Raw genomic sequence first — 25,194 nt, 5'->3', positions numbered from 1 at the left:
AAAGGTTTTTAAGTGCTGCCTGACATCATGGTGCGGTGCAAGCAGGTAATAGGGCGTGGGTCGGAAATTGGCGCGGCAAGAAGATACACAAGAAGGCCCGGACGGGAAACCCCGCCGCCGTCGGTCACGCCGCCGCATCGCTGCGTGGGGGATCGTCGGAACCTTCCTGTTGCTTTGCCTGCTGGCCTTTGGCGGCTGGTTCTTTCTGATTGGCAAACAGCTGCACGCACCCGACTGGATGCGGGCCCAGGCCGAAAAACGGCTGGATCAAAGCCTTGGGGGGATCAAGATCCGCTTTGGCGATGCTAGCTTTATCGTCAACGAAAACTGGTTGCCACGTTTGCGACTGACGGATGTGACCATAAGCGACGCGGCGGGACAACAGATCGCGCAAGTGGCGGATATGCGCACACGGTTGTCGATGCGGTGGCTGCTACGGGGGAAAATCCGGCCGCGCACGATTACCCTGCGCGATGCCCAAATCGCATTGACCCGCGGATTGGACGGGGCGCTTTCGTTGACAGTCGGTTCTGGCAGTGCACCGGTTCAGCGGGCGCGGACATTGATCGAGTTGATCGAGGAATCTGACGATGTCTTTTTGTCACCGCTGCTGTCGGGCCTGCGGTCGGTCGAGCTTGAGTCGTTGACGCTGGACTATCAGGATTTGCGCCTGTCGCGCGCCTGGGTTTTCGACGGCGGACATATTTCGATCATCCGTACCGGTGACGAAATGCGCATGTCCACCGGGTTCTCTGTTCTGACAGGGCGCGATTATGCCAGTTCGATTGAGGTAAATTATACCAGCGTACTTGGAACGCCCCAGGCAAGCTTTGGCTTTGCCATAACCGACCTGCCTGCCGAGGATATTGCAAGTCAAAGCCTTGCCTTGTCATGGTTACAGGTCCTTGACGCTCCGATCTCGGGCGCGGTGCGCGGCAGTGTTGATGGCAACGCGGCGCTGGGGCCGTTATTTGCGACCCTGAACCTTGCGGCAGGCGCGGTGCAAGCCAACCAAGAGACAAAACCGATCCCGTTTGAATCCGCCAGGGCTTATTTCAGCTATGACCCAAGGCGGCAGGAGCTGGATTTCGACGAGGTTTCTGTAGTCTCCGCCTGGGGGTCCGTTCAGGCCGAGGGAAGGGCCTTTTTGAGAGGTATCGAGAATGGACTGCTGGAAAGCCTGACCTCTCAACTCCGCCTCAGCAGCATCGACATCAACCCGGCTGGGCTGTTTCCGGAACCCCTCAAGTTGGCGCGTGCCGACCTTGATCTGAAGATGAAGCTGGCCCCGTTCGAGTTGCGCCTCGGACAGATGACGGTTGAAGACGAAAACCTAACGCTGCGTGCTAGGGGTAATCTGAATGGTGAAGCCGAAGGTTGGTCGGGGTACCTCGAGGCTCATCTGGACGAGTTGGAGTCAGGCCAGTTGCTGAGATACTGGCCCCAATTACTTGCCGAAAAGCCGCGTAAATGGGTGTCCGACAATTTATATGAAGGCCGGCTCTCGGATGTCGATTTTGCATTGCGGTTGAAGCCGGACACCAAGCCGGACATTTACTTGGACTTCGGGTTCGACGACGCCAAAGTCCGCTTTGCCAAAACTTTACCTCCGGTCCAGGACGCTCAGGGGCAGGCCAGCCTGATCAACCAACGGTTTACCGTGACAGCCGAGAAAGCGGTTGTCATTGCCGATCAGGGCGGCCCGATAGACGGGTCAGGAACATCCTTCATTATTCCGGATACGTCGATCAAAAAGCTTTCGCCGGCGATTGTGCGCGTCAAGGCCAAGGGCTCGGCAACGGCCGCCTTGTCTTTGATGGATCGTCCCCCTCTGCAGCTGATGACAAAGGCAAATTTGCCCGTGGATGTGGCCTCTGGCGATGTGGAACTGTCAGGCACCTTATCTCTGCCGATGAAGAAGCGGCTGAAGTTCGATGAAACCCAGTTTCACTTTACTGGTAAGATTGGTGATGTGTACAGTGATCGCTTGGTCAAAGGTTTTGTCGTCAGCGCGCCTCAGTTGACTATCTCAGGTGACCAATCCGCTGTCGAAGTCGGCGGCGACGGATATTTCGGCGACGTGCCCCTGCAGGCAACCTGGCGCCAGCCTATTGGGGGCCGAGAACCGAAACCCAGTGAACTGAAAGGGCAGATCGAGATTTCGCCCCGGTTGGTGACCGAGCTGCGTGCCGGGTTACCAAAGGGTATGCTGACTGGAAAAGGCGTTGCCGAAATAACCTTGGGCATCGGTGCTGGCCGCCCCCCGAAACTGACGGCGACATCGGATCTGGAAGGCGTAGTGCTGTCTATCCCCGAGCTCGGGTGGCGCAAAGGCGCTGGTACCAAGGGGTCGATGGATGTCGAGGCAACGCTGGGCGATCAGATGCGCGTGGATACACTTCGGCTGGATGCGGCGGGGTTGAGAAGCCTGGCCTCCATTAATTTCAAAAATGGTGCTTTCGATCGTGTTGAGTTCAGCTCATTCGAACTAGGGAACTGGCTTGCGGTTCCGGCGGAGCTGATTTCACGGGGGTCAGCCTTGCCCGACATCAGGGTTTTAGGGGGCGTGATGAATCTGGGGGGCGCGACCTTTGGATCCTCCGAAGGTGGTGGCGGTGGTTCCGGGCAGGGGCCCGAGCTGGATGTAGTGTTGGATCGCCTCCAGATTACAGAGACGATCGCCCTGACCGGGTTCAAGGGAAAATTTGCGACAACTGGCGGTGTCAGCGGCGCGTTCACGGCGAATGTAAACGGCGGTGCTGCTGTGCGCGGACAGGTGACCCCGCGCGGAGGGCGCAGTGCAGTCAATCTAATCTCTGGTGATGCAGGCGACGTTCTGAGATCGGCCAAAATGATAACCCAGGCGCGCGGTGGCAAACTGGACCTGCAACTGGAACCGGTCGGCGGGGCCGGGAACTTCGATGTCATCATGAAGATCGTGAACACCCGAATTCATGACGCCCCGGCCATGGCTGCCTTGCTGAACGCAATCAGCCTTGTTGGGCTTGTGGATGAAATGGCTGGGCAAGGCATCTTTTTCTCGAGCATCGAAAGCCGAATGCGGATTACGCCGACCGAAATCAAGGTTCTCAGCGGCAGCGCCGTCGGTCCTTCGATGGGATTGTCCTTCGACGGGACAATCAACACGGTTAGCGAAATGCTGAACTTGCGTGGCGCGATTTCCCCAATCTATCTGGTGAATGCGATTGGAAGTGTCTTCACCAAAAAAGGTGAAGGTGTGATCGCGTTCAATTATACTCTGACCGGCCCTTTGAAATCACCCTCTGTCTCGGTCAACCCTCTGTCAGGGCTTGCGCCATTGTTCTTGCGCAACCTTCTAAGGGAGCCCGCGCCGAAGGTTCAGGATGGGCCAAATGCACAGAAAGCCAAGCCGGATGAGCCCAAGCGCACCTTTGGATCGCCGCCAAAAGACAACTGAACAGGGATATAGCCGAATCTGATACGACCCTGTAAGGCGCGCCCATGAAACTCAGCGATTTCGATTTCCACCTGCCCGAAAATTTGATTGCCACCCGGCCTGCCAACCCGCGGTCTTCGGCGCGTTTGCTTGTGGCCGAGGGCGATGCAATCTCGGATGCGCACGTCTTTGACCTGCCAGACTGGCTGCGACCCGGTGACCGGCTGGTGTTGAATGATACGCGGGTCATCCCGGCACGCCTCAGCGGGCGGCGTCATCGCGACAGTGCGCAAGGGCCGGTGTCTGCGTCGATCGAAGCGACGTTGCTTGATCCGCAGGCAGACGGCACCTGGGCCGCGTTGATCAAACCGCTCAAGAAGGTCAAGACAGGTGAGGTTATCCGGTTTTCGGATCAACTGAGCGCTGAGTTGGATAGGGTGGCGGACGGGCAGGCCTTTCTGCGGTTTAACCTTACGGGGCAGGATTTCGATGCTGCGCTGGAACAGGCCGGCGCGATGCCGCTGCCGCCTTATATTGCCGCCAAGCGTCCTGCCGATGCGCAGGACAAGACGGATTACCAGACGATCTGGGGGCGCAACTCCGGGGCCGTGGCCGCGCCCACCGCGTCGCTGCATTTTGACGAAGCGCTGATGGAGGCGCTTACCGCGCGCGGCGTTTCTGTTTCCTACGTTACGCTTCATGTCGGTGCCGGAACGTTTCTGCCAGTCAAGGTCGAGGATGTGACGACCCATAAGATGCATGCAGAATGGGGCAGGGTCAGTGCGGAAGCCGTCAGTGAAATTCGTGAAACCAAAGCCATAGGTGGCCGTGTCATTCCGGTGGGCACAACCGCGCTGCGATTGATCGAAAGCGCCGCCCGCAGTGGGCAGATCGTACCCTGGGAGGGCGATACCGACATCTTCATCTATCCGGGCTTTCAGTTTTACGTCACGGATGCGCTGATCACCAATTTCCATCTGCCGAAATCCACGCTGCTGATGTTGGTTTCAGCTTTGATGGGGCAGGATCGGATGCAAGAGGTTTATGAGCACGCGATTGCGCAGAACTATCGGTTCTTTTCATATGGGGATGGGTCGCTTTTGATCCCTTGAGCGGCGTGTTGTCGGGATCGTTGCGTTTCGATGTCGTAGACAAGCTGGTTCAAAGCCGTTTTTGATATAAAAACGAATCTCTAGTTCAGGTTAGCAATCTCGGAGGCCTCTATGCTTCAGGTCATTACCAGCGCGTGGTCACTTCTTCTTGGCATGGGCCTGCTTATGATTGGCAATGGTCTACAGGGCACAATCCTGGGCGTCCGAGGCGAGATCGAAGGGTTTTCGACCCTTCAGATGTCTGTTGTGATGTCAGCTTATTTCGTAGGTTTCCTCGGAGGTTCTCGCCTTGCACCGGAGATGATACGGCGGGTTGGACATGTGCGGGTCTTTGCTGCGCTCGCTTCTTTTATTTCGGCCGTGATGATCATGTATCCGATGTTGACCGAGCCAGTCGCGTGGGCTTTGGGGCGTGTCGTGATCGGGTTTTGTTTCTCGGGAGTGTATGTCACCGCCGAAAGCTGGCTGAACAACGCGGCCAATAACGAGAACCGGGGCCAGGCGCTTTCGCTTTATATGATCGTACAGATGACTGGGATCATCACCGCTCAGGGGCTTATGCTGGTTGGCGATCCTGCTGGTTACGAAACCTTTGTGATCGCATCCATTCTGGTTTCGGTTTCCTTTGCTCCGATTCTGCTGTCGATTTCACCGACACCGGCATTTGACACGACCAAGCCCATGACATTGCGTGAACTGATGGGGAAGTCGCCGTTGGGCTGCGTGGGCATGTTCCTGCTGGGCGGAGTGTTCTCGGCCCAGTTTGGTATGTCGGCGGTCTATGGCGCGCGCGCTGGGCTGACACTGGTTGAGATTTCGACCTTCGTGGCGGCTTTCTATGTCGGGGCAATACTGCTGCAATATCCGCTGGGTTGGTTCTCGGACCGGATGGATCGCCGGTTCCTGATCATGCTGGCGGGCATCATTGGTGCTTGCGGGGCGGCCACTGCGATGATGTTCGGGTCGACTTCATTTCCGTTCCTTCTGGCCTCGGCCTTTGTGATTGGCGGCATGTCTAACCCGCTGTATTCGCTGCTGATTGCGCATACGAATGACTTTCTGGAGCATGAGGATATGGCGGCGGCCTCTGGCGGTCTGGTCTTCATCAATGGACTGGGCGCCATTGCTGGCCCGCTGATTACCGGTTGGTTGATGGGCGATGACGTGTTCGGACCGTCGGGCTTTTTCCTGATCATCTTTGCACTGCTTGCAGCCACTGCTGTCTATGCGATGTATCGCATGACACAGCGTGCGGCGATTCCTGTGGATGAGACGGGCACCATGTCTCCGCTTTACCCAACGGCCTCGCCGGTGGCGTTCGAATTGGCGCAAGAGGTGGCTATCGAAGCCGCCGAAGCCGATCAGGAAACGCAAGATGTAGCCTAGGACACGAAATTATGTCGCAAGTGTTGCAAATTTTTACTGTCACAAATCTGTAAATCTGCCTTAAATGACGTTACGTCCCTGGGGAGGGCAAAACGACGGAGCAAGGCAATGGTAGGGCCTGAAGAAGTATTGAGTTTTTGGCTGGATCAAGTGTGTCCAGATGGTTGGTATATTGAGGATGAAGCGCTAGACGCAGAGATCCGCGAAAAATTTCTTTCCACATGGGAAATTGCTAATGAGGGAAAGTTCTCTCTCTGGCTGACATACCCCAGCGGGGCACTCGCCTATATTATTCTTATGGATCAATTCCCTAGGAACATGTTCCGCGGCAGCGGCAAGGCGTTCGCCACTGACAGGGCAGCCTTGTCTGCAGCGAAATGCGCCATCGACAAGGGTTGGGATATGAAGATTGACGAGCCCGCGCGGCAGTTCTTTTATCTTCCACTGATGCACTCAGAAAATCTGTGTGACCAAGAGCGTTGTGTACGCCTGATGTGCCAGAATATCGACGGAGCCAAGTCAACCAACCTGCTGCATGCAAGGGCGCATAGGGAGGTGATCCGAAAGTTCGGCCGTTTCCCCTATCGTAACGAAGCATTGTCGCGCCCCATGACCGAACATGAGGCCGCCTATGTAAACATGGGCGGGTACGGGTCCACCGTCCGAGAGCTTCAGGCCGCAGGTTAGCCTTCGACCGAACATCCTTTGATTGTGATAATACGGTCGGCCACAGTGTCGGCCGTTTTTTCTATTGCGGTGCTGATAAAGGCGTCAGGCGTTTCGGCAACCGCAACAATACGAGACTGCGCCACCTGTAGCGTATCTTCGATTTGGCTCAGGCGGTCGAGCGTTTGCGAGACCCGTTGGGCGGTGGCGGTGTCGGCAAGCCCGCCATTGACTTGTATAGTTGCGAGTTCAGTGCGAAGTGCTGCCAATTCACTGCGCACCCCTTGAACCTCTTCGCGCAAAGGGGCGACGATCTGAACCTTCTGTGAAAAATCAGACATCAGGGACTGTGCTGTTGTGGTCAGCTTCCAGCCCAAAAACAAACACAAGGCCACCAGGATAAGCGTGGCGTTGATTAGGGCGAGGACCAGATCTTTCAGCGTTTTAGCCATGTTATGCCTTTCGCGTAAATGGATTTAGAATGGAGCAACTGGGATACTTAGCTATCTTCTAGCGTTTTGAACGGGTGCGGTATAGGCTCGAACCTCTGCAATCCGTATGGGTTTACCCTGCGTAGCTTTTGTCGCGGGGACTAAGTGTTGAAGGGTGGCTGATATTAGTTTAATGGTAAACTAATTTGGAAATGACCTGCTCCGAGAGGGAAACATGGCAGCACAATCTTTTGATCTGATCGTAATCGGCGCTGGTCCTGGCGGGTATGTCGCAGCCATTCGCGCAGCACAGCTTGGTTTGAAAACCGCCGTGGTCGAGCGCGAACATCTCGGGGGGATATGTCTTAACTGGGGCTGCATCCCAACAAAGGCGCTGCTGCGGTCTTCAGAAGTGTTTCACCTGATGGAGCGCGCAAAGGATTTTGGGCTGAAGGCCGAGAAGATCGGATATGATCTGGATGCTGTGGTCAAGCGATCGCGCGGTGTCGCCGGGCAACTTTCGGGCGGTATCGGTCACCTGCTGAAAAAGAACAAAGTGACGGTTGTCATGGGCGAGGCGACGATCCCGGCCAAGGGCAAGGTCTCCGTCAAGACCGACAAGGGCAGCGAAGAGTTGACAGCCAAGAACATCGTTCTGGCAACCGGCGCGCGCGCCCGCGAGCTTCCCGGGCTGGAAGCGGATGGTGATCTGGTTTGGACTTACAAACACGCCCTGCAGCCGCCGCGGATGCCAAAGAAATTGCTGGTCATCGGGTCGGGTGCAATCGGGATCGAGTTCGCTAGCTTCTACAATACGCTCGGTGCAGATACGACGGTGGTTGAAGTCATGGACCGGGTTCTGCCCGTCGAGGATGCCGAGATCAGCGCCTTCGCCAAGAAAGCCTTTATCAAACAGGGCATGAAGATCATGGAAAAGGCGATGGTCAAGCAGTTGGACCGCGCTAAGGGTAAAGTCACCGCGCATATCGAGGTGAAGGGAAAGGTTGAAAAGCACGACTTTGACACTGTGATTTCTGCCGTGGGCATCGTCGGCAATATCGAAAATCTGGGGCTTGAGGCTTTGGGTGTCAAAATCGACCGGACCCATGTTGTGACTGACGAATTCTGTCGCACCGGTGTCGATGGCCTATACGCCATCGGTGACATTGCCGGAGCGCCATGGCTGGCGCATAAAGCAAGCCATGAGGGTGTCATGGTGGCCGATCTGATCGCCGGGAAACATGCCCATCCGGTCAAACCCGAAAGCATCGCGGGCTGCACCTATTGCCATCCGCAGGTTGCGTCGGTCGGCTATTCCGAGGCAAAGGCGAAAGAGCTTGGCTATGACATCAAGGTCGGCCGTTTTCCCTTCATCGGCAACGGCAAGGCAATCGCGCTTGGAGAGCCCGAAGGGCTGGTCAAAACAGTCTTCGACGCCAAAACCGGAGAGCTGTTGGGCGCCCACATGATTGGCGCGGAAGTCACTGAGTTAATTCAGGGGTATGTGGTCGGGCGCCAGCTTGAAACCACCGAAGAGGATCTGATGAACACAGTGTTCCCGCATCCGACTTTGTCCGAGATGATGCATGAAAGCGTTTTGGACGCTTACGGGCGCGTGATCCATATGTAACTCAGGGCAGGGGGTGCCCCTGCCGATCTGCGGGACGTTACCAAAAGTATCTTTGGCCAGATGAAGCAGCGAGCCAAGCTTCATCTGGCCTTTTGATTCCCGGATTTGCTTATCGGGTCAGCGCGTCGAGAATGCGTGCCCAGGACCGGATGCCCTTGTGAAAGCTTTTGACGTCATATTTCTCATTCGGTGAGTGAATGGCGTCGTCATCATTGGCAAAGCCCACCAGCATGGAATCCATGCCCAGCTCCGTGTTGAAATAGCCGACCACAGGGATCGATCCGCCCATTCCGGTAAAGACAGCCTCGCGCCCCCATTCATCGGACAATGCGCCTCGGGCGGCTTCGAATTCGGGGCGGTTGATATTCATGACGGATGCGGGCGAGCCTTCAAGATCGTTGTCCCACTGTACTTTCGCGTCGGGTGACAGGCGGTCTTCTACATGCTTGCGAATCTGGTCGCGCAAGGCGTCAGGGTTCATGTCACCCACCAGACGGCAGGTGATCTTGCAATGCGCCTGTGAGGGAATGACCGTCTTCGAACCGGCGCCGTTATAACCGCCCCAAAGCCCGTTTACCTCAAGCGTCGGGCGCGCCCATTGTTGCTGCAATGTCGAATATCCTTTTTCGCCATGTGGCTGAGAATACCCCACCGAGTTCAGATAATCCGCCTCATCGAACCCGCAGTTTTCCCATTGGCGCAACTGTTCGGCCGGGACCTCATGAACCCCGTCATAAAAGCCTTCGACAGCGACGCGACCGGTTTCGTCGTCATAGAACGAGGCGACGATCTTGGAGAGCTCTCGCAGCGGGTTTAGCCCCGGTCCGCCGTAATGGCCCGAGTGCAGGTCGATCCGCGGACCGATGATGGTGAATTCGTCCTTGAGCATCCCGCGCAGCTGAGACGCGATTGATGGCACCCCACGCGACACCATCGAAGTGTCGCATACCAATGCCAGATCCGCTTTCAACTCGGCCACGTTTTCACGCAGGAACGGGACCAGCGACGGCGAACCGGATTCTTCTTCGCCTTCGAAGAAGAAGGTGATGCGGCAGGGCAGGGTGCCATGGACGGCCTTCCATGCGCGGCACGCTTCGACGAAGGTCATCAACTGTCCCTTATCGTCCGAAGAGCCCCGACCCCGGATAACTGGCCCATTTTCGGTTTCTTCAATGGCCGGATCGAACGGATCCCGGTTCCACTGGTTCAGCGGGTCAACGGGTTGAACGTCATAATGGCCGTAGAACAGAACATGGGGCGCGCTGTTGTCCTCACCTATATGCCCGACCACCATGGGATGTCCGGTGGTTTCACGTTTTTCAGCCTGAATTCCTATGTTTTTCAGGTCAGATACCAGCCAGTCAGCTGCCTGGTTGACCTGTTGGTCAAAGGCCGGATCGGTGGAAATTGACGGAATGCGGAGCAGTTCCATCAGGCGGTCGATTGAGGTTGGCAAATCGGCGTCGATGCGGTTCAGAACAGCGTCCAGCGACATAAGAGGGCTCCTGCTTGATTTGGATTTTCCGGAACCCTATCAGCGCCACTTTTGCCGTCTAGCCCGCAAGGACAGGAATCTGGTATAATATCGGAAACCCGGATGAGATAATGTGCTGTGCCTGCGTCGTTTCCTCGCGTCCAGGGGGCGTAACTTTACTTGTCGGTCAGGGTCAGAGCGGATATTTGATGCAAATCAAATAAGCGTTCACTGTGCTTGCGGTATCAAGCAGGCAGTGGGAAATGCTCTGGTGCAGATTCGTATCCTGCGCAGAAGAAGACGTTCGGTCGCCGTAATATCGGTCGGGCAACTAAGGAGAAACCGGTGGATTATACTGCTCAGCTTGATTCAGCGATCGCAAGGCTGCATGACGAAGGACGGTACCGGACCTTCATTGATATCGAACGTCGCAATGGTCATTTCCCGCATGCGGTGCGCACGCGCCTCGATGGATCGCAGCAAGATATCACCGTCTGGTGCGGCAACGACTATCTTGGCATGGGGCAACACCCTGTGGTGCTGGAGGCGATGCACGAGGCCGTGGATGCCGCAGGCGCCGGATCAGGTGGAACCCGCAACATTTCGGGCACCACGGTTTACCACAAACGGCTTGAGGCCGAGCTGGCCGATCTGCACGGCAAAGAAGCTGCGTTGCTGTTCACCAGCGCCTATATCGCAAATGACGCGACACTCAGCACTTTGCCGAAACTGTTTCCTGGTCTGATCATTTATTCTGACGCATTGAACCATGCTTCGATGATCGAAGGGGTGCGCCGCAACGGCGGGTCCAAGCGCATCTTCCGCCACAATGACGTCGCCCATCTGCGCGAACTGCTTGAAGCGGATGATCCCGCAACGCCCAAACTGATCGCTTTTGAGTCGGTGTATTCGATGGACGGCGATTTTGGCCCTATTGAAGAGATATGTGATCTGGCCGATGAATTCGGTGCGCTGACCTATATTGATGAGGTCCACGCCGTTGGCATGTACGGACCGCGCGGCGGTGGCGTGACCGAGCGCGATCGTCTTGCCCATCGGATTGACATCATCAACGGCACATTGGCCAAAGCCTATGGCGTCATGGGGGGCTATATCGCGGCCAGCACTAAAATGTGCGACGCTGTGCGGTCTTATGCTCCGGGCTTCATCTTTACGACGTCCCTGCCACCTGCCGTTGCTGCGGGTGCCGCAGCTTCGGTTGCCTACCTCAAAACTGCGTCCGAATTGCGAGAGCAGCATCAGACGCAAGCAAAGATCCTCAAGCTTCGACTCAAGGGGATGGGCCTGCCACTGATTGATCACGGCAGCCACATTGTGCCCGTGATTGTCGGCAACCCCGTGCACACGAAGAAACTCAGCGATATGCTGCTGGATGACCATGGAATCTACGTTCAGCCCATCAATTTCCCCACTGTTCCGCGTGGAACAGAACGCCTGCGTTTCACACCGTCCCCGGTTCATGGACCTGACGAAATGAACCGTTTGATCCAGGCGATGGACGAACTTTGGTCACATTGTGCGCTAAATCGCGCCGAACTTGCCGGTTAACCTAACGCTAAAGTGTGCAATTCGTATGCCGCGTGCTAAAATTACGCTAACAAAACTACGGCGCGAATCATTCTTTTAATGATTCGACCACGGCGTGAAACACGCACAGGCAGAATGGGGCAGCAGGGATGATTGGGCGCAGATCACAGCGCGGATCCGAAGGCGACACTGACGTCAGGCCCAAGGGCTTTGACGACTATGAGGTGCGGCTGGGTGACAGGATGCGTGGTGAACGCGCAACAATGGGCAAATCCCTGCTGGATGTGCAGCGCGAACTGCGGATCAAAGCCAACTACATTGCAGCCATAGAAGATGCCGACCCGGACGCCTTCGATACGCCCGGATTTATCGCTGGGTATGTGCGCTCTTACGCCCGCTATCTGGGGATGAACCCCGACGAAACTTTCTTTGCGTTTTGTAAGGAAAGCGGGTTTGAGGTCGCGCATGGCATGTCGGCCGAGGCGTCAGTGGTTCGAAAGACCTCGGGCAGCTTGCCGGCTCGCGGTCCGATGGGGCGCGATCCGTTTATCTCGCCAAACACTCCCTATATTCCCGGACGGGAATCGTTGGTCAGCCAGATCGAGCCGCGTGCCATCGGGTCGTCTCTGGTTCTGTTGGCTGTGATCGGCGGTATTGGATATGGCGGATGGTCCGTCCTGAACCGGATTCAGCAAGTGCAGGTAAGCCCGGTTGAACAGGCTCCGGTTGTCTTGTCTGATTTGGACCCGCTTGAGGCGGCGCGTGGCACCACCGAAGATCAAGTCGCTCTGATCGACACCCCCTCGGCTGAGGCTCTGGATAGGCTGTATCGCCCACAGGCCCTGGATTTGCCGGTGCTCGTTGCCCGTGATGCACCAATTTCTACACTGGACCCGCGTACCGTTGGCACCTTCCAGCCGCCTGAGCCGCCCAAGGTTGAGGTTGCCGAAGTCCATACGGTTCTTCGCCCGGCATTGCCGCAGGTGGTTGAACAGATTGATACGACCCTGAAAATCGTCGCCGTTGATCCGGCGTGGATGCGGGTCACCGCTGCGGATGGAAGTATCATCTTCGAGGGTACGCTTGGAACCGTCGAACAGGGCAGTACATTCGAGGTACCGCTGACAGAAGAACCGCCTAACCTACGTGCAGGTGCCGCCGGATCTGTCTATTTCTCGATGAATGGTGACCATTTCGGCCCGGTCGGAGCACCAGGAACTGTCGCCAAAGGTGTCGTTCTGTCCAAGGATGCGGTTTCCGAACGCTATACGGTAGCTGATCTTGAAGCCGAGCAAAACGTCGCCCTCAAGCAATTGGTTGCGGAACTTCAGGCGCAAAGCTCTGCCGCACCGACAGAATGATCTGGCCATTGCAGTGGCCAGTTAGGCTGACTATTTAAAGACCAACTCAGACAGTCTTGGACCCGTCCACATGTCCCTTAATCACGTGCGCCCATGGCGCAATATCTACCGCCGCAAATCTCGTCAGATCATGGTTGGAAACGTCCCCGTCGGAGGTGACGCTCCGATTGCGGTGCAGACGATGACCAACACGCTGACGACGGATGTTGCGGCGACTGTGGCTCAGGTGCAGGCTGCCGCAGAGGCGGGTGCGGATATCGTGCGCGTTTCGGTCCCGGATGAGGCCTCGTCCAAGGCGCTGAAAGAGATCGTGCGCGAAAGTCCGGTACCTATCGTGGCGGATATCCACTTTCACTATCGCCGTGGGATCGAGGCCGCCGAGGCAGGCGCAGCATGCTTGCGGATCAACCCTGGCAACATTGGCAATGAAAGTCGGGTGAAAGAGGTCATTCAGGCTGCGCGTGACCATAATTGCTCGATCCGGATCGGGGTGAATGCGGGAAGCTTGGAAAAGCATCTGCTCGAGAAATACGGCGAGCCTTGCCCCGAAGCGATGGTTGAAAGCGGGCTAGAGCATATCCGTATTCTTCAGGACAACGATTTCCACGAATTCAAGATCAGCGTGAAAGCCAGCGATGTCTTCCTGTCGGCAGCTGCCTATCAGGGCATCGCCGAGGCCACGGACGCCCCCATCCATCTGGGTATTACCGAGGCCGGAGGACTGGTTTCGGGCACCATTAAATCGGCGGTTGGTCTGGGCAATCTGCTGTGGATGGGCATTGGCGACACGATCCGCGTCAGCCTGTCTGCGGATCCTGTCGAAGAGGTCAAGGTAGGGTTCGAGATTCTGAAATCTTTGGGCTTGCGCCATCGCGGGGTTAATATCATCTCATGCCCCTCTTGTGCGCGGCAGGGGTTCGATGTGATCAAAACAGTCGAGGCGTTGGAACAGCGTCTTGAACATATCAAAACACCAATGAGCCTATCGATCATCGGCTGTGTCGTGAACGGCCCGGGCGAAGCGTTGATGACCGATGTCGGCTTTACCGGCGGCGGTGCCGGATCGGGTATGGTGTATCTGGCGGGCAAGGCCAGCCACAAGATGTCCAACGATCAGATGGTCGACCACATTGTTGAAGAGGTCGAGAAGAAGGCCGCTGAATTGGACGCTGCGCAAGAAGCCGCTGAGTAATTTTCCAGCTTGATTGGCCGTTGAATGACCAGATCGGCGGGCATGCAGGGTCAATTCATAGGGCCTGCATGTTATTGGCCGCGTGTATCTGGTGGACCCCAATCCCAGACACCTCATTGAAAACGCGACGATGTTGGTCCACATTATTGTGAGGAATGAGATTTTCATTCCCGCTTAGATTTGTTGTTTTTGTTTCATGGGTTTCTTAGTCGTATGCCAGTAAGCGATCGTTTGAAGATTAGATTGTCTCCTGCCTCTTCGGCCCTCGATCTTTGCGGTCCGGACTCTAACAGGGGGCTTATGCAATGCGCCGTAACTTGAAAGCCTTCGGCCTGGGTGCAGTGATCGCCGGGTGTTCGGGTTTCATGGTGGCAGATAGCGTAGTGGCCGATCAGCCCGCATTTCCCGGTGCGGTGGGATATGGGCAGAACGCTACGGGTTGGCGTGGCGGCGAAGTGTTTCATATCACAACCCTGGACGATACCGGACCGGGCAGCCTGCGTGAGTGCGTCGAAAATGACGGCTCCGGACGGGTTTGCGTTTTCGATATTTCAGGGACGATCACTGTAGACACCCAGATGAAAGTGGCTTCGAACACCTATATCTCCGGACAGACCGCGCCGGGACAGGGGGTGCAGATCAAACTTGGCAAGGTTCTGGATTCACCCCTGATGATTTTTGAGGCGCAGGACGTTTTGCTGCGGAACCTCAAATTTCGGCCTGGACCCAGTTACAAGCCCTCGTCGAACGTGGACGGGCTTTCCATAGAGAGCAGTTCGAATATCTACGTTGACCGTGTCTCGATCCAATTTGCCACGGATGAGAATCTGGGCGTTGGAACGGAAAACCTGCCAAGCGAAGATATCACGATAGCCCGCAGCATCTCAGCCCTGGCTCTGGATAAGTCCACCCATACAAAGGGAAAGCATTCAAAAGGTGCTCTGCTGTGTTCCGATGATGGAACGGCAAGGCAATGTGGGCGGGTCACCCTGTATCAAAACCTGTTTGCCCATAACCGCGACAGAAATCCAGACATCCAGTCGTCACCATCTGGGCAAGTCGACATTATTAACAACGTGTTCTACGACGCGACCTCGCAATTCGGTGAGTTCTGGAACCATTACGGCGACACATGGATCGCCTATGTGGGAAACGTGGTCCTGCCGGGCCCCAGTACACGGAACAGGCCGCCCCCCGCCGCATTCGAGGTGTTCCCTTATGGCGCAGACAAAGGGTTCAGCATCTCGGTTTTCGAACAAGATAACCTGCATCTGGACAGTCGTATTGAGCTGCTATGCGACAGATCAGTGAAGGGCAAGATTGCGGATGATGCGGCGGTCGAATTCCTAGTGGCTGAACCTCACCAGCCGCTGTCGGTTGAACCTGCCGAGGTGAGCACGACATACGAAACCGTTCTTGGAACCGTGGGGGCCCGGCACGGGGATGACCAAGCTTTGGACAGTCTGGATGCGATGGTGATCGAAAACGTCCGCGGCTGTGATGGACATCGGATAAACGATCCGGGCGAGGTGGGCGGTTGGCCGGATTTGCCCATTGTTCACGCGGCAGTTGATACTGACCGGGACGGAATGTCTGATACTTGGGAAACAGGGCGGACTGGCCTGGACCCGAATGATCCCTCAGATGTCTGGGCGGACCGGGACGGCGATGGCTGGTCTAATCTAGAGGAATATCTAAGCCACCTTGCTGGCGACCCGATGCCCTGACGGAATGGCCGGCTCCTGTTGCAGAACCGGCCTGCCAAATCAGCCTTGCTCGGCGCGAACGGCATTCGCAATTTGCTGCATCTGATCTGCTTTCAGGTACCCGCGCAGCATTTCGGTGCCCAGCACAAACGAAGGCGTGCCCGAAATCTGCATCCGCTGCGCCAATTCACGGGTCTTTTGGATTTCCTCGGTGACCTGTTCGCTGTCCATTGCCGCCAGAATCGCGTCACTGTCCAAACCCAGCCCGTCCGAGATACGGCGCAAAGTAACCGGCGACGGTTCCCCGGTGAATTCGAGCAGGGCATCGTGAACCTGTTTATAGGCATCGTCCCCGGCAACATGTTTGGCGGCAACGGCAAAGCGGGATGAGATCATCGACGCGTCTCCGAGGATCGGAAACTCTTTGATCACAAGCCGAATATTGCCATCTTCGGCCAGCAGGCTGGCCACTTCGGGAACCGCACGGCGGCAATATCCGCAGCGATAGTCCATGAACTCGACCAACGTGATATCCCCGTCCGGATTTCCGCCCACCCAGCTGTACCCGTCGTTGAAAAGCTCATCAGCATTGCTGGCGACAAGCTCTTTATCCGCCTGCGCTTCTTCCACGGCGTTGCGTTGTTCCAGAATGTTGATCGCTTCGATGATGACTTCGGGGTTTTCCAGGAGGTATTCGCGTACCTGCTCTCCGAATTGTTGTTTTTCGGCGTCGGTCAGCTGGCTCAGGTCCAGGGCCTGCGCCGATCCTGCGATCAGGGAAAGCCCCAGAAGGGCTGGTGCAGCGTGTCTGAGGATCATTTCCGTTTCCTTTTCGAATTACTCTTGTTTGCTTGTTCAAACGCAATCAACACATCTTGGGCCCGTTGCCAACCCGGTGATCCGACCGGCAACTGCGCAACCGCGCGTTTCGCGTGAATACCGGCGTCATCCAAACGGCCCTGCAGGGCATATCTTTCGGCAGTAACCGCCGATGCCATACCAGTATTGCCTGTTTTGGCATAAGCTGCACCCAGGTCTTGCATCAATCTTGCGTTACGAAAATCTCTGGCCCGTGCTTTTTCAAGAATGGGCAAGGCTTCCACTGTCTTACCTTGAACCAACAGGGACCGCCCGTATCCGGCCAGGATAAGTGGGTTATTCGGCGCCAATTCAACGGCTTTGCCATATGCTGCTACCGCATCAGCCACTTGACGGTTTTCAAGCATGATCTGGCCTTTGAGGTCATAGTAATAGGGGTCATTGGGCCGGATTGCCAAAGCACCATCAATCGCAGCGCGCGCTTTGGTTAGATCACGGTTTTGATGGTGGGCTGCTGCCTCGCGCATCAGTCGTATGTCCTGGGCGGTTTCTTCTTTGGCGCGCCGCATCGTCCATGTGGGCGAGCGGATGAAGGCCGATAGTTTACCTTTCGCCCTTGCGAACCAGTAATCGGCATTCTGGCTGGGTTTGGCTTTGTCGCCGAACTCTTCCAGAAACGCCTCGGCGGCGCGCAACCTCTCGCGGCTGGTGGGGTGTGATCGCATGTATGGGTCCTGGTTGCCCGTGTTTAACAGCTCTTGCCCCGCGAATTTACGGTGCAGAGACACCATGCCACTGGGCGAGATACCGGCCCAACGTAAATAGCTTGCTGCGCTGCGATCCGCCGAGGACTCTTCAGCGCGGGTGTGGCCAAGAAAGCTGCGCAGAGCTGCCGAATTAGTACCGGCCGCAATTCCGAAAGCGGCCTCGCCGCCGCCAGCAGCTGCAGCAATCAGTGCCAAAGCCGTCCCGAGCCCGGCTTTTTGCCGTGCGGCATTCAGGTTTTCGTAGCGGCGCGATAGATGCCCGTTGGCGATATGGGCCGCCTCATGTGCGATAACCGCCTGCAACATCTCGGGGCTTTCGACTGAAAGGATTAACCCATAGTTCAGATAGATCGCATTGTAATCCAGAACGAAGGCATTGAACGTGCTGTCATTGACCACCAGTATCTGGACCCGGTTGGTATTCAGACCGGCGGCGCGCAGAACGGGAAAGGCCAGCTCTCGCAGACCGTGTTCAATATCTGGATCACGGATCAGGCTTTGGGCCTGAACAGCGCCTACGAGCCAAGTCACTGCAAACAGCAACAGGGCTGGGATTGACGCCAGCCTGGATACGCGTTCAAAAGCCATGATTGCAACATGGGAGATGGCCATGCGAAACTCAACCCGGTCCGGGGTCGATCCGTTCATCGTGATGGACGTGATGGAGGCTGCCCGCAAAGCTGAAGAAGCCGGCCGTCACATCATCCACATGGAGGTCGGCCAGCCTGGAACCGGCGCACCCAAAGGGGCGACCGAGGCATTGGCTAAGGCAATGGAGCAAGGCCCGCTGGGATATACCGTTGCATTGGGTCTGCCAGCACTGCGCCGCCGGATCGCGCAGATGTATGGCGAGTGGTATAATGTCGATCTCAATCCCGAACGGGTGGTGGTAACCCCCGGTTCGTCAGGCGGATTTCTGCTGGCGTTCACCGCGCTGTTCGACAGCGGGGATCGCGTGGGTATTGGGGCCCCCGGCTATCCGTCATATCGGCAGATATTGCGGGCCCTGGGGCTGGTCGCGGTTGATCTGCCCACCGCTCCGGAACACCGCCTGCAGCCGGTGCCAGCCGATTTCGCAGGGCTAAATTTGCAGGGGCTGATGGTGGCCTCGCCCGCCAACCCGACAGGCACCATGCTGGATCGCTCCGCAATGGGGACGCTGATCGAGGCCGCTCAGGGCCAGGGTGCGTCTTTCATCAGTGATGAGATTTACCACGGTCTGGAATACGAAGCCAAAGCCGTCACCGCGCTGGAGCTGACAGATGAGTGCTATGTGATCAACTCATTCTCCAAGTATTTCTCTATGACAGGTTGGCGCGTTGGCTGGATGGTTGTGCCTGAGGATCATGTGCGCGTCGTCGAGCGGATTGCGCAGAACATGTTTATCTGCGCGCCTCACGCCAGCCAGGTGGCAGCGCTGGCGGCGATGGATTGTGATGAGGAATTGCAGGCCAATCTTAATGTCTATCGGCGGAACCGGGCGCTGATGCTGGACGGTCTGCCCAAAGCCGGTTTCACCAATATCGCGCCACCTGATGGGGCATTCTATGTCTACGCCGATGTGTCTGACCTGACCGACGACAGCCGTGCCTTTGCGGCTGAGATTTTGGATAAGGTCGGCGTGGCGGTCACTCCGGGGCTGGATTTCGATCCTCAGCGCGGGCACGGCACCATCCGTTTTTCCTATGCACGTTCGACCGGGGATATCGAAGAGGGGCTTCGGCGACTTCAGCGTTTCACGGCTGATCGGGGCTTGATTTCTGCCCAAGCCTAAAGCGTTCACATCCAAGTGCGGGTCGGGTAGGCTGCGCTTCAATCGATCTCGGGAAAACTTGAGGCCATGAGCAGAATTATCTACGCCATCGCGCTGATCTGGGCGCTAGGCAGTACCGCAGTTGCGCAGGATTTCAGCGCACTCGCCCGTGTTTTGCCAGACCAAAGTTCGATTGTTGATGACGGGCGGTCCGGTGTAAGCATCCAGCTTGGGCTTAGCCAGGGGGTGCCTTATCGCGTTTTTACCCTGCGCGACCCGTATCGGATGATCCTGGATTTCCAGGAGGTAGACTGGACCGGTCTTGATCGTGACCGCTTTCTACAGACTGGCCGTATCAGCGGTGTGCAGTTCGGCTCTTATGTACCGGGCTGGTCCCGCATGGTACTCGAACTGGGCGCGCCTCTGGCGGTTGAGACGGCGGATATGCGAGTGGACTCTGCGACTGGGGCCGCGCATTTGACGCTTGGGCTGCAAGGGACAGATTTCGACAGTTTCGCAGCCAGCGCCGGAACGCCCCGGCAAACCGGCTGGGATTTGCCCGAACCAGCAGAGACATCGGTCGCTCCGGTGGGGCAGGGCAACGGAACTTTGCGTGTCATGTTGGACCCCGGGCATGGAGGAATTGATCCCGGCGCCGAAGTTGACGGTGATGATGAGAAAACGCTGATGCTGACCTTTGCCCGAGAGCTGCGCGAGATGCTATTGCGCACGGGCGGATACGAGGTTGAGATGACGCGGACCGATGATCAGTTCGTTTCTCTTGAACGTCGTATTGCATTGGCACACCGTGCAGGTGCAGATGTGTTCATCTCTTTACATGCCGACATTCTGACAGAAGGGCGGGCTCATGGCGCGGCCGTTTATACGCTGTCTCAAGATGCCTCGGATGTGGCAAGCCACAAACTGGCTGAGCGGCACGACCGCAGTGATTTGATTTCGGGCGTCGATCTGAGCGGTGCGGATGATCAGGTTGCAGATGTTCTGCTGGACCTTGCGCGTCAGGAAACCAGGCCGCGTACGGATGCGTTGGCACAAATGCTGGCGAATGGAATGACGCAACAGGGTGGTCCGATGAACAACAAGCCAATTCGCACAGCCTCATTTTCGGTTCTGAAGGCAGCGGATATTCCTTCCGTTCTGATTGAGCTTGGCTTCCTTTCCAGCCCTAGAGATTTGAAAAACATACGAAATCAGGAATGGCGCATGGGAATGGCGCGCGGTATTCGGGATGGGCTAGAGAAATGGCGCCAGGACGATATGGTAAAACGATCCCTGATTGGACAGTGACCCCGTGGCGCAAACCGGCTATTATTGGCCATGGTGTTTTGACCCTGCACAGGTGCGACACTATATAGGCGGCACCGCGAGCAAAAGGCAGTAACGTGATCCGTTTCATTCTTTCGATTTTCGGGGCGATATTCAGCCTCGTGACCCTGGGTATTTTTATGGCTGCGCTGGTTATCGGCGCGGTGTTCTGGATGTATGGGCGCGACCTGCCCAGTCACGAATCCCTGGCGCAGTACAAACCGCCCACGATCAGCCGGATTTATTCTGGCGAGGGTCAGCTGATCGACGAATTTGCGCAGGAACGCCGTCTGTTCACCCCGTCAGAAGAAATCCCCGAACTGGTTAAGCAGGCCTTTATTTCGGCCGAAGACAAGAATTTCTATAACCATAAGGGCTATGATCCGCGCGGGATTATTGCCGCTGGTGTCGAGGCAGTGAAATCGAAGGGCGAGAATGTACGGGGTGCATCGACGATCACACAGCAGGTAATGAAGAACTTCCTGTTGTCGGGGGACCGTCGGGCCGAGCGCAAGATCAAAGAGATCATCCTGGCCACACGGCTTGAGAATACGCTGGATAAGGAACAGATCCTAGAACTGTACATGAACGAGATTTTTCTGGGCCAGAACTCGTATGGTGTAACCGCAGCAGCGCAAACCTATTTCAACAAGACCCTTCAGGAATTGGCTCCGCATGAGGCCGCCACTTTGGCGGCTATGCCCAAGGCGCCGTCGGATTATCACCCGGTTCGGCAGAAAGAACGCCTTGTGAACCGGCGCAATTATGTGCTGCGCGAGATGAACCAAAACGGTTATATCAATACGGCGACCTATGAGGCCGAGGTCGAGATGCCTTTGCGGTCTGTCCAGAATGGTGATTTCGAAAGTTTCCGCACCGCCTTACCGCCGCGGGATTACTTCACCGACGAAATCCGCCGCCAGCTGAGCGAAGATTTCGGCGAGGGCGAGTTCTTCACAGGTGGTTTTACTGTCCGCGCCTCTGTGGACGAGGAAATGCAAGTCAAAGCCGCGCACGCCCTGCGCGAGGCGCTGCAGAAATACGACCGGTCTCGTGGAAAATGGCACGGGACCGACGAAGTGATCGCCGAAGAAATACTGGCGGATGAGGTGCAGTGGCGTGAGGCCTTGGCGATTTTGGAAATCCCCCGTGATGTGGTTCTGCCAACGCAGTGGTATCCCGCAGTAGTACTGGATGTCGGTGAGCAGGCCCTGACCGTCGGCATTGAAAATGGTCCGGCTGACGGCATCATCCCGCGCTCGGACATCAAGTGGATGCAGGGCAGCTTCTTCGACAACTTCAAACGCGGTGACGTCATTCTGGTGATGGCCGGGGAAGAAGGCCAATGGTCGGCCCGTCAGGTCCCCGAGGTTCAGGGCGGCTTTGTTGCGATGGACGTGAACTCGGGCCGGGTTTTGGCGATGCAGGGCGGATTCTCGTATCAGGATTCTGTGTTCAACCGTGCCACGCAGGCGCAGCGTCAACCCGGGTCAAGCTTTAAGCCTTTCGTCTATGCCGCTGCGTTGGACAGCGGGTATAGCCCTGCGACCATTGTGGTCGACGCTCCGATCGAAGTGAACACACCGCAGGGCCTGTGGCGACCCAAGAATTCGACCAACAAATTCTACGGGCCGACGCCATTGCGTACCGGGATTGAACAGTCGCGGAACCTGATGACCATCCGTCTGGCGCAAGAAGTCACGATGCCGGTGGTTGCCGGATACGCGGAACGCTTTGGCGTTTATGACCGGATGGGTGCTTTCCTGGCCAACTCGCTGGGGTCCGAAGAGACGACGTTGTACAAGATGGTTGCGGCCTATGCGATGTTCGCAAATGGCGGCGAGCGGGTTGAACCCACTCTGGTTGACCGTATTCAGGATCGGTTCGGCAAGACAATCTATCGCCACGATGACCGCCAGTGCCTGGATTGTAATTCGGCCTGGCTGGAACCTGATGAATCCCCCACGATCGAGACAAACCGCAGTCAGGTCATGGATGCGATTACCGCCTATCAGCTGACGTCGATGATGAAAGGTGTCGTAGATCGCGGCACGGCATCCAGAGTTATCAATCTACCTGTGCCCACCGCTGGGAAGACCGGAACAACCAATGAATCCAAAGACGCCTGGTTCATCGGCTTTACCTCGAACATTGTTGCAGGCTGCTATATCGGCTATGACCGCCCCCGCCCGATGGGCCGGGGCGCGTATGGCGGCACTTTGTGTGGACCTGTGTTCCAAAGCTTCATGGAAACCGCAGTCGAGAAATACGGTGGAGGCCCGTTCGAGGTGCCCCCAGGTGGTCACTTTATCAAAATCGATCGGTTCAGCGGCGCGCGCTTGCCATCTGATGCGTCCGGAGACTTTGTCGTGGCCGAGTATTTCCGCGATGGCGCCGACGGCTTTATCGACCGCATCTATGACGGTGGTTTTGCGATGGGTTCCGACCTGCCGCTGTTTGAAGAGGTCAACAGCTCGGGTCGTCAGGTGACCACGTCGACCGGCGACACCATCACCGTTGGCCCAAATGCCAGCCAGGGCGATTTGCAGGGCGGCGGGCTTTACTGATCCGCCGCGCGCAACAATAGGTTCAAGAGCGTTGCCTCGGGCGCAGCTGAAACTGTCCCGTGGCCGCGCCACATGATGGATAGCGCACCTTTTGCAGCGGCCCATTGGGCAAGACGTTTCCGCGACACACCTAACGCTCCGGAGTAAAGCTGGAGGCAGCGTTCGATCTGGTCGCGGCTGCGAACCAGATCGGGCATACCTTTGGGATGCCGCAATGCGTTTGCAAGTTCAAAAGCAGGATCGCCCAGATACCCCTTTGCATCAATTACCCGTGCCCCTGAAGGCGTTTGAATTACGTTATCGGTGTGAAGGTCACCATGCAGCGGCACCACCTGCGGTTGGCTCGTCAGAAGGTTTGATGCCAGTTCCGTTGCGCGGATCACATCGCGTTGTAGTGCATCAGGGCAATCGCGGGCAAACGTGCAATCAAACAGTGGATTGAATACCTCGTGCAATGGTCGCAGCTCGTCGAACGCAACCGTGGGCTTTTGGTGAAGGCGGTGGGCCATCTCCGAGAAAACCTGCAGCGCGCTTTCAGCGTTTCCGTCACGCGCGATGTCACCCAGTGTCGGACCCTCCAACCACTCCATCAATACGGCTTTGCCCGCTTCGGCATAAATGGCAACCGCGCCACGATCCTGCCAAAGCGACAAAAGCCTGGTCGAAGCAGCTTCGTTCCCGCGATCTGCGCGGTGGTATAACTTTAGCGCGGCCGACCCATAATCCCGCGCGTGAACTTTCCAGACTAACGCATGCTGGGCTTCGGCGATCAGAGTGGCACGGCATAATCCCCAGCAATCCATGATATCACCCGGAACAATATGCATTCAGGTCTCCGCTGTCTTGTGGTGGCCCCACGCTCTTGCTATCACGCAGGCCTGATTGAGCAAGTTGGGACGTAACCATGCGCGCCGAAACCCAGAATACCGTGGCGGAAATTGAAAAGTCGCTAGAGCTGCTGGCGCAGCGCATGGACTATGAAACCGCACCCCATCGCCTTGAGGAATTCAATGCCCGGGTTGAGGATCCCAACCTGTGGGACAACCCCGAGAATGCGCAAAAACTGATGCGCGAGCGGCAGATGCTGGTCGATGCTATTGAAATCTATGAATCCATCAAAACCGACCTCAGCGACAATATGGAATTGATCGAACTGGGCGAGATGGAAGAGGACGAAGAGGTCGTCACCGACGCTGAAGAGGCGATCAGAAAGCTAAAAGCCAAAGCCGCCAAGAAAGAGCTTGAGGCGCTGCTGGACGGAGAGGCCGACGGCAACGACACCTTCCTCGAGATCAATTCGGGCGCAGGCGGCACCGAAAGCTGCGACTGGGCTTCGATGCTAGCGCGGATGTATGTCCGCTGGGCCGAGAAAAAGGGCTATACGGTCGAGCTGCAATCCGAGACCTCGGGCGAAGAGGCGGGTATTAAATCCGCGGCGTACAAAATTTCTGGCCACAACGCCTATGGCTGGCTGAAATCGGAAAGCGGCGTGCATCGGCTGGTGCGAATTTCACCTTATGACTCGGCGGCCAAACGGCATACCTCGTTCAGTTCGGTCTGGGTTTACCCGGTGGTGGACGACAATATCGAGATCGAGGTCAACCCGTCCGAGATTCGCATCGACACCTACCGGTCCTCGGGGGCAGGAGGCCAGCACGTGAACACCACGGACTCGGCCGTGCGGATCACGCATATCCCGACCGGGATCGTTGTTACATCATCCGTGAAATCCCAGCACCAGAACCGTGATATTGCGATGAAAGCACTGAAATCTCGCCTGTACCAGCAAGAGCTGGACCGCCGCAATGCTGACATCAACGCAGCCCACGAGGCCAAGGGCGATGCGGGCTGGGGCAACCAGATCCGGTCGTATGTTCTGCAGCCTTACCAAATGGTGAAGGACCTGAGGACCAACCATGAAACCTCGGATACCAAGGGGGTTTTGGATGGGGATCTTGACGGGTTCATGGCCGCCACGCTGGCCTTGAACGTGGCCGGAAAAAGCCGTTCCGAAGCGCAGGGCGAAGGCTGATAGCAG

General features: G+C 56.7%; 18 protein-coding genes. 13 read left to right on the top strand and 5 right to left on the bottom strand.

Going from position 1 to position 25,194, the window contains the following annotated elements; translation table 11 throughout:
- Positions 1-55: 55 nt before the first annotated feature.
- The 4 genes from AC2FIM_RS03990 (at position 56) to AC2FIM_RS03975 (ending at position 6,603) form a co-directional block, all read left to right on the top strand.
- Positions 56-3,439 (top strand): YhdP family protein, encoded by a 3,384-nt coding sequence (locus AC2FIM_RS03990; protein WP_496707919.1) that lies wholly within the window; start codon positions 56-58, stop codon positions 3,437-3,439.
- A 44-nt stretch (positions 3,440-3,483) separates the two neighbouring features.
- Positions 3,484-4,530 carry a tRNA preQ1(34) S-adenosylmethionine ribosyltransferase-isomerase QueA gene (gene queA / locus AC2FIM_RS03985; protein WP_496707920.1) on the top strand — a complete coding sequence of 349 codons (1,047 nt, stop codon included), beginning with the start codon at positions 3,484-3,486 and terminating at the stop codon, positions 4,528-4,530.
- Between the two features lie 111 nt (positions 4,531-4,641).
- Entirely contained in the window at positions 4,642-5,916 is a 1,275-nt protein-coding gene (locus tag AC2FIM_RS03980) for an MFS transporter (protein WP_271947562.1), read from the top strand.
- A gap of 108 nt (positions 5,917-6,024) precedes the next feature.
- Positions 6,025-6,603 (top strand): DUF924 family protein, encoded by a 579-nt coding sequence (locus AC2FIM_RS03975; RefSeq protein WP_496676072.1) that lies wholly within the window; start codon positions 6,025-6,027, stop codon positions 6,601-6,603.
- Here the strand turns inward: AC2FIM_RS03975 and AC2FIM_RS03970 are convergent.
- The gene (locus AC2FIM_RS03970) at positions 6,600-7,034 is read right to left on the bottom strand and encodes a hypothetical protein (RefSeq protein WP_271947558.1); all 435 of its coding nucleotides are present in this window, start codon (positions 7,032-7,034) and stop codon (positions 6,600-6,602) included. The two genes, AC2FIM_RS03975 and AC2FIM_RS03970, sit on opposite strands and share 4 nt — an antisense overlap.
- Positions 7,035-7,248: 214 nt before the next feature.
- Between AC2FIM_RS03970 and lpdA the strand changes: the two genes are divergently transcribed.
- Complete coding sequence (gene lpdA, locus AC2FIM_RS03965; RefSeq protein ID WP_271947557.1) at positions 7,249-8,643, top strand: dihydrolipoyl dehydrogenase; 1,395 nt, start codon at positions 7,249-7,251, stop codon at positions 8,641-8,643.
- Positions 8,644-8,752: 109 nt separating this feature from the next.
- On the opposite strand, the gene AC2FIM_RS03960 is transcribed toward lpdA, so the two are convergent.
- A complete protein-coding gene (locus AC2FIM_RS03960; protein ID WP_271947555.1) occupies positions 8,753-10,138 on the bottom strand; it encodes a M20/M25/M40 family metallo-hydrolase in 1,386 nt (461 codons plus the stop codon).
- A gap of 324 nt (positions 10,139-10,462) precedes the next feature.
- Here AC2FIM_RS03960 and hemA point away from each other — a divergent pair, with 324 nt between their 5' ends.
- The 4 genes from hemA (at position 10,463) to AC2FIM_RS03940 (ending at position 15,945) form a co-directional block, all read left to right on the top strand.
- Positions 10,463-11,686 carry a 5-aminolevulinate synthase gene (gene hemA, locus AC2FIM_RS03955; protein ID WP_271947553.1) on the top strand — a complete coding sequence of 408 codons (1,224 nt, stop codon included), beginning with the start codon at positions 10,463-10,465 and terminating at the stop codon, positions 11,684-11,686.
- Positions 11,687-11,814: 128 nt separating this feature from the next.
- Positions 11,815-13,026, top strand: coding sequence for a helix-turn-helix domain-containing protein (locus tag AC2FIM_RS03950; protein WP_281971941.1), 1,212 nt, complete (start codon positions 11,815-11,817; stop codon positions 13,024-13,026).
- A 70-nt stretch (positions 13,027-13,096) separates the two neighbouring features.
- Positions 13,097-14,218 (top strand): flavodoxin-dependent (E)-4-hydroxy-3-methylbut-2-enyl-diphosphate synthase, encoded by a 1,122-nt coding sequence (gene ispG, locus AC2FIM_RS03945; protein ID WP_496707921.1) that lies wholly within the window; start codon positions 13,097-13,099, stop codon positions 14,216-14,218.
- 305 nt (positions 14,219-14,523) lie between these two features.
- Complete coding sequence (locus AC2FIM_RS03940) at positions 14,524-15,945, top strand: pectate lyase family protein (RefSeq protein ID WP_142633256.1); 1,422 nt, start codon at positions 14,524-14,526, stop codon at positions 15,943-15,945.
- Positions 15,946-15,984: 39 nt separating this feature from the next.
- Here the strand turns inward: AC2FIM_RS03940 and AC2FIM_RS03935 are convergent, their stop codons facing one another.
- Both AC2FIM_RS03935 and AC2FIM_RS03930 read right to left on the bottom strand, forming a co-directional pair.
- The gene (locus tag AC2FIM_RS03935; RefSeq protein WP_271947549.1) at positions 15,985-16,743 is read right to left on the bottom strand and encodes a DsbA family protein; all 759 of its coding nucleotides are present in this window, start codon (positions 16,741-16,743) and stop codon (positions 15,985-15,987) included.
- Positions 16,740-18,122 carry a M48 family metalloprotease gene (locus AC2FIM_RS03930; RefSeq protein ID WP_271948077.1) on the bottom strand — a complete coding sequence of 461 codons (1,383 nt, stop codon included), beginning with the start codon at positions 18,120-18,122 and terminating at the stop codon, positions 16,740-16,742. The genes AC2FIM_RS03935 and AC2FIM_RS03930 overlap by 4 nt, the downstream gene beginning before the upstream one ends.
- On the opposite strand from AC2FIM_RS03930, the gene AC2FIM_RS03925 reads away from it, so the two are divergent.
- The 3 genes from AC2FIM_RS03925 (at position 18,121) to AC2FIM_RS03915 (ending at position 23,156) form a co-directional block, all read left to right on the top strand.
- The gene (locus AC2FIM_RS03925; RefSeq protein ID WP_496676062.1) at positions 18,121-19,284 is read left to right on the top strand and encodes a pyridoxal phosphate-dependent aminotransferase; all 1,164 of its coding nucleotides are present in this window, start codon (positions 18,121-18,123) and stop codon (positions 19,282-19,284) included. The genes AC2FIM_RS03930 and AC2FIM_RS03925 overlap by 2 nt on opposite strands.
- A gap of 66 nt (positions 19,285-19,350) precedes the next feature.
- On the top strand, positions 19,351-20,571 hold the full coding sequence (locus tag AC2FIM_RS03920; RefSeq protein WP_496676059.1) for an N-acetylmuramoyl-L-alanine amidase: 1,221 nt from the start codon (positions 19,351-19,353) through the stop codon (positions 20,569-20,571).
- A 95-nt stretch (positions 20,572-20,666) separates the two neighbouring features.
- Complete coding sequence (locus AC2FIM_RS03915) at positions 20,667-23,156, top strand: penicillin-binding protein 1A (protein ID WP_496731772.1); 2,490 nt, start codon at positions 20,667-20,669, stop codon at positions 23,154-23,156.
- On the opposite strand, the gene AC2FIM_RS03910 is transcribed toward AC2FIM_RS03915, so the two are convergent.
- Positions 23,150-23,983, bottom strand: coding sequence for an aminoglycoside phosphotransferase family protein (locus AC2FIM_RS03910; RefSeq protein ID WP_496707923.1), 834 nt, complete (start codon positions 23,981-23,983; stop codon positions 23,150-23,152). The genes AC2FIM_RS03915 and AC2FIM_RS03910 overlap by 7 nt on opposite strands.
- A gap of 77 nt (positions 23,984-24,060) precedes the next feature.
- Between AC2FIM_RS03910 and prfB the strand changes: the two genes are divergently transcribed.
- Complete coding sequence (prfB, locus tag AC2FIM_RS03905) at positions 24,061-25,188, top strand: peptide chain release factor 2 (protein ID WP_142633271.1); 1,128 nt, start codon at positions 24,061-24,063, stop codon at positions 25,186-25,188.
- Positions 25,189-25,194 lie beyond the last annotated feature (6 nt).

Source organism: Ruegeria sp. CDSC052, assembly GCF_059610685.1.
Note: the sequence above shows the minus strand (reverse complement) of the source record. Positions and strands in the feature narration are given on the sequence as shown.